At 70.9% G+C, this 4,809-nt stretch carries 5 protein-coding genes; 4 read left to right on the plus strand and 1 reads right to left on the minus strand.

Features of this window, described 5'->3' with window-relative positions:
* Nucleotides 1-2 precede the first annotated feature (2 nt).
* The 3 genes from SACSA_RS20995 to hisS all read left to right on the plus strand — a co-directional run bounded on the left by SACSA_RS20995 (nucleotide 3) and on the right by hisS (nucleotide 3,026).
* A complete protein-coding gene (locus SACSA_RS20995; RefSeq protein WP_232212804.1) occupies nucleotides 3-785 on the plus strand; it encodes a carbohydrate ABC transporter permease in 783 nt (260 codons plus the stop codon).
* Nucleotides 785-1,615 (plus strand): carbohydrate ABC transporter permease, encoded by an 831-nt coding sequence (locus SACSA_RS0101615; protein ID WP_019812990.1) that lies wholly within the window; start codon nucleotides 785-787, stop codon nucleotides 1,613-1,615. The genes SACSA_RS20995 and SACSA_RS0101615 overlap by 1 nt, the downstream gene beginning before the upstream one ends.
* Nucleotides 1,616-1,739: 124 nt before the next feature.
* A complete protein-coding gene (gene hisS / locus SACSA_RS0101620) occupies nucleotides 1,740-3,026 on the plus strand; it encodes a histidine--tRNA ligase (RefSeq protein ID WP_019812992.1) in 1,287 nt (428 codons plus the stop codon).
* Nucleotides 3,027-3,115: 89 nt separating this feature from the next.
* Here hisS and SACSA_RS0101625 read toward each other — a convergent pair whose 3' ends face one another.
* Nucleotides 3,116-3,766, minus strand: coding sequence for a TetR/AcrR family transcriptional regulator (locus SACSA_RS0101625; RefSeq protein WP_019812994.1), 651 nt, complete (start codon nucleotides 3,764-3,766; stop codon nucleotides 3,116-3,118).
* A gap of 167 nt (nucleotides 3,767-3,933) precedes the next feature.
* Between SACSA_RS0101625 and SACSA_RS21000 the strand changes: the two genes are divergently transcribed.
* A partial coding sequence (locus SACSA_RS21000; protein WP_019812997.1) for a sugar phosphate isomerase/epimerase family protein occupies nucleotides 3,934-4,809 on the plus strand: 876 nt, incomplete at its 3' end.

Raw genomic sequence — 4,809 nt, forward strand, 5'->3', positions numbered from 1 at the left:
TCATCACCGGTGCCGTCGGTGCGCGGCAGCAGGGCCACCAGCAGCGCGAGGGCGAGCGCGCCCACCGCGGAGGGGTGCTCACCGATCCCGGCACGTATCAGGCGATCTGGCTGAGCGTGCAGGTGATGGTGGTCAGCTGGCTGGTGCAGACCCCGATCTCGCTGCTGCTCGGAGTGCTCACCGCGGGGCGGGGTCGCTACCGGGCGCTGCTCGGGGTGCTGTACTTCCTGCCGATGCTGCTCTCGTCGGCGGCCATCGCCATCGCGTTCAAGGCGCTGCTCGACCCGAACTTCGGCATGAGCCTGGCCTTCGGGGCCGAGGCGTTCGCGCGGGACTGGCTCGGCGACCCGGACCTGGCGCTGTACGTGGTGGTGTTCGTCATCGCCTGGCAGTTCGTCCCGTTCCACACCCTGCTCTACCAGGCGGGGGTGCGGCAGATCCCCGCTTCGCTGTACGAGGCGGCGCAGATCGACGGGGCCGGGCCGGTGCGGCAGTTCGTCCACGTCACGTTGCCCCAGCTGCGGTACACGATCATCACCTCGTCGACGCTGATGCTGGTCGGGTCGCTGACCTACTTCGACCTCGTGTTCGTGCTCACCGGCGGTGGCCCGGGCGACGCGACGCGCCTGCTTCCGCTCGACATGTACCTGACCGGGTTCGCCGCCAACGAGATGGGCCGGGCGAGCACGCTGGCCGTGCTGCTGGTGGTGACGGGTCTGGCACTGGCGCTCGGCCTGGCGCGGTGGGCCGACTTCCGGCGCGGCAGTCAGTTGGAGGGTTCCTGATGTCCACTGTGACGCGCGGCCGGCCCAACGTGGGCGGTGGGCTGGCGGGCACGCTGTGGCTGCTCGTGGTGCTGCTGCCCGTGTACTACGTGGTCATCACGAGCCTGCGCGGCCAGGAGGGCTTCTTCTCGGAGAACCCGCTTGTGCCGCCGTCGGAGCCGACACTCGAGGGCTACCGCCTGGTACTGGAGAACGACTTCGGCCGCTACCTGCTCAACAGCGTGCTCGTGACGGCGGGCACGGTGGTGATCACGGTCACGGTGTCGTTGCTGGCCGCGTACTTCGTGGTGCGCGCCGACAGCCGCGCCTCCCGCCTGACCTACAAGGCGTTCCTGCTCGGGCTCGCCATCCCGCTGCAGGCCGTGATCATTCCCGTGTACTTCCTCATCACCCGCGCGAGGCTCTACGACACACTGTGGGCGATCATCCTGCCCTCGGCGGCGTTCGCGATCCCGCTCACGGTGATCATCCTGGCGAACTTCCTGCGTGACGTGCCGAACGAGCTGTTCGAGTCGATGCGGATGGACGGGGCCGGGCACCTGCGCATGGTGGTCAGCCTCGTGCTGCCGCTGGTGCGGCCCGCCCTGATCACGGTCGCCGTCTACGACGGACTCCAGGTGTGGAACGGCTTCTTGTTCCCGCTGATTCTCACCCAGAGTCCCGATCAGCGGGTGCTGCCGCTGGCGCTGTGGAGCTTCCAGGGTCAGTTCACCGTCAACATCCCCGCCGTGCTCGCCGCGGTGGTGCTGTCGACGCTGCCCGTGCTGGCGCTCTACGTGCTGGGCAGGCGCCATCTCGTCAGCGGTCTGACGGCGGGTTTCGGCAAATAGATCGTATAACGGCCTATACGGCACGGCCCGCGGGGCCCTTCCAGGGGGTGGGCCCGGCGGGCCGTGCGCGGGCAGGGGCGGGACAATGGTGGCCGAGTCGAGAGCTACGCGGAGGACATCCACCATGGCGAAAGCCGCCGAACCCCCCTCGGGCACCCGGGATTTCCTGGCCGACGAGATGCGTCGCCGGAAGTCCGCCTTCGACACCGTCGCGGGCGTGTTCGAGCATTACGGCTTCGACCCGCTGGAGACCCCGGCGTTCGAGCGGCTGGAGGTGTTCGCGGGCAAGCTCGGCGACGAGGCCTCCGCGCTGATCTTCAAGATCCTCAAGAGGGGGGTCCACGAGGCCACCGGCGAGGCCGACCTCGCGTTGCGTTACGACCACACCGTGCCGCTGGCACGGGTCGTGGGCACCTACGGCAGCCGCCTGCCCTCGCCGTACAAGCGCTACGCCATCGGCCCGGTGTGGCGCGCGGATCGGCCCGCGAAGGGGCGGTTCCGCGAGTTCACCCAGTGCGACATCGACACGGTGGGCTCGTCGTCGCCGCTGGCCGACGCGGAGATCCTGTGGGCGGTGCACGACGGCCTGCGCGCGCTCGGGGTCGACGACTTTCGCGTGCTGGTCAACAGCAGGCAGGCGCTGCACGGGCTGTTGGAGGCCTACGGCATCGGCTCCGACGACGGGCCCGCCGTGCTGGGCACGCTCGACAAGCTGGACAAGGTGGACGCCGCCGCGGTCGCCGCCGAGCTGGCCGGCCTGGGGCTCGCTCCGGCCACGGCCGACGAGCTCGTGGCCGACGTGACCGCCTCCGATACCGACCGCGTGCGCAAGCAGCTCGACACCACCGAGCGGGGCAGGCGGGGCCTTGCCGAGATCGACCGCCTGCTTGAGCTCACCGCCGGGTTGCCCGAGGACCGGGTGGTGTTCACCCCGCGCATGGTGCGGGGCTTGGACTACTACACGGGTCCGATCTTCGAGGTGGTCGCCGCGGGCTACCCGGGTTCCATCGCCTCGGGAGGGCGCTACGACGGGCTGGTCGCCAAGCTGGGCGGGCCGGATCTGCCCGCGTGCGGCGGTTCCATCGGCATCGAGCGCATCCTGGCCATCCAGGCCGCCGACACCGCCGAGAGCGGCGGGCTCGACGTGGCGCTGACGGTGCTGGGCGCGGAGGAGACGGTGATGCGGCTGGCCTCGGAGCTGCGGGGCGCCGGGCTGCGCACCGGTGTCTATCTCGGCACCTCCGGCAAGCTCGCCAAGCAGCTCAAGTGGGCCAACGACCAGCGGGCGCGCACCGTGCTCATCCACGGCCCCGAGGAGCAGGCCGAAGGCGTGGTCACGGTCCGCGACATGACCACCGGCGACCAGACCCGCCTCCCCGTCACCGAGGTCGTCACCCACCTGGCCCACTGAGGCCCTCGCCGCTTTTGGCGTGCCGTCAAGGCCTCCTTCACTGCGTTGAGTGCAGTCAAGGAGGCCTTGACGGCGTGACAACGCGCCGGTCAGGGCGCCGTGGTCAGGTAGGACAGAAGCAGATCGCCCAGCATCGCGCGGTAGTGCGCGCGGGCGGCGGGGTCGAGCATGTCCCGGTCGAAGATCGTGTTGAACGTGTGCCGGTTGGCGGTCCGGAACACGCAGAACGCGCTGATGACCATGTGCACGTCCAGCGCGTCGACGTCGGCGCGGAACCGCCCGGCGGCGCGGCCCCGCTCCAGGATGCGGGAGAGCACCTCCAGCGCGGGTTTGGCGAGCCGGACGAGATTGTCCGAGCGGGCGATGTGCTCGGCGCGGTGGATGTTCTCGATCGTGACGAGGCGCACCAGGTCGGGGTGCGACTCGTGGTGGTCGAAGGTCAGCTCGGCCAGCCGCCGCAACGCCCGTTCCGGGTCGAGGTGGTCGACGTCGACCTCCTGCTCGGCGGCCCGGATCGAGGCGTAGGCGGTCTCCAGCACGGCGACGAAGAGCCGCTCCTTGCTGCCGAAGTAGTAGTACAGCATCCGTTTGGTGGTGCTGGTGCGCGCGGCGATCTCGTCGACCCGGGCGCCCGTGAATCCCTTGTCGGCGAACTCCCGGGTGGCCACGCGCAGGATCTCCGCGCGGGTGCGCTCCGCGTCGCGGGCGCGGACCGGGCCGGTTCCCTGCGGCTGTCCCACCGGCGGCGACCCCCTTCCTCACGGTGACCGCGCCACTCTAGCGGCCCGTGCCGGGCCCACCGCGTACCGTGCGACAGGAGTTAACTAGCTGGTTCGTTCATGCTAGCGTCGGCCCCGGGCCCGCGACCCGGGGCCGTGCACGACGACCAGCAACGGGAGACCCGCCCATGCGCAGTGGCATCGCGACGGTGTGCCTGTCCGGTACCCTGGAGGACAAGCTGAACGCCGCCGCCCGCGCGGGCTTCGACGGCGTCGAGATCTTCGCGGGCGACCTCATCGCGTCCGATCTGTCGCCGGAGCGGGTGCGCGCGCACTGTGCCGAGCTGGGCCTGTCCCTCGATCTCTTCCAGCCGTTCCGTGACGCCGAGGCGGTGCCGGAGCCGCTGTTCCGGGCCAACCTGCGCCGCGCCGAGCACACCTTCGACATCATGGCCCGCCTCGGCGCCGACACCGTGCTGGTCTGCTCGTCGGTCTCCCCGGACGCGATCGACGACGACGATCTCGCCGCCGAGCAGTTGCACACGCTCGCCGAGCGGGCCGCCGACCGGGGGCTGCGCGTCGCCTACGAGGCGCTGGCGTGGGGCCGGTTCGTCGACACCTGGTGGCACTCGTGGGAGATCGTGCGCCGGGCCGACCACCCCGCGCTCGGCCTGTGCCTGGACAGCTTCCACGTGCTCTCCCGGGGCGACGACGTCGCCGACGTGGTGCGGGTGCCCGCCGACAAGCTCTTCTTCCTGCAACTGGCCGACGCGCCGGAACTGCGCATGGACGTGTTGCAGTGGAGCAGGCACCACCGGCTGTTCCCGGGGCAGGGGTCGTTCGACCTCACCGCCTTCACCGGGCACGTCCTCGACGCGGGCTACCGGGGCCCGCTGTCCCTCGAAGTCTTCAACGACGTGTACCGGCAGTCGGCACCCGGCCGGGCGGCCGTCGACGCACGCCGGTCGCTGATCGCCCTGGAGGACCGCCTCGCCGCCCGCGCCGGGGACGTGGGCGCGACGGGGCGAACCGCGCCCACGGCACCCACGGTCGGGGACACCCCG

The sequence above is a fragment of the Saccharomonospora saliphila YIM 90502 genome (assembly GCF_000383795.1).
GTDB lineage: Bacteria > Actinomycetota > Actinomycetes > Mycobacteriales > Pseudonocardiaceae > Saccharomonospora > Saccharomonospora saliphila.

What these genes read in the sequence shown, in the direction of transcription:
- hisS (WP_019812992.1), top strand. Translation starts at nt 1,740, where the DNA reads ATGGCGAAAGCCGCCGAACCCCCCTCGGGCACCCGGGATTTCCTGGCC.
- SACSA_RS0101615 (WP_019812990.1), top strand. Translation starts at nt 785, where the DNA reads ATGTCCACTGTGACGCGCGGCCGGCCCAACGTGGGCGGTGGGCTGGCG.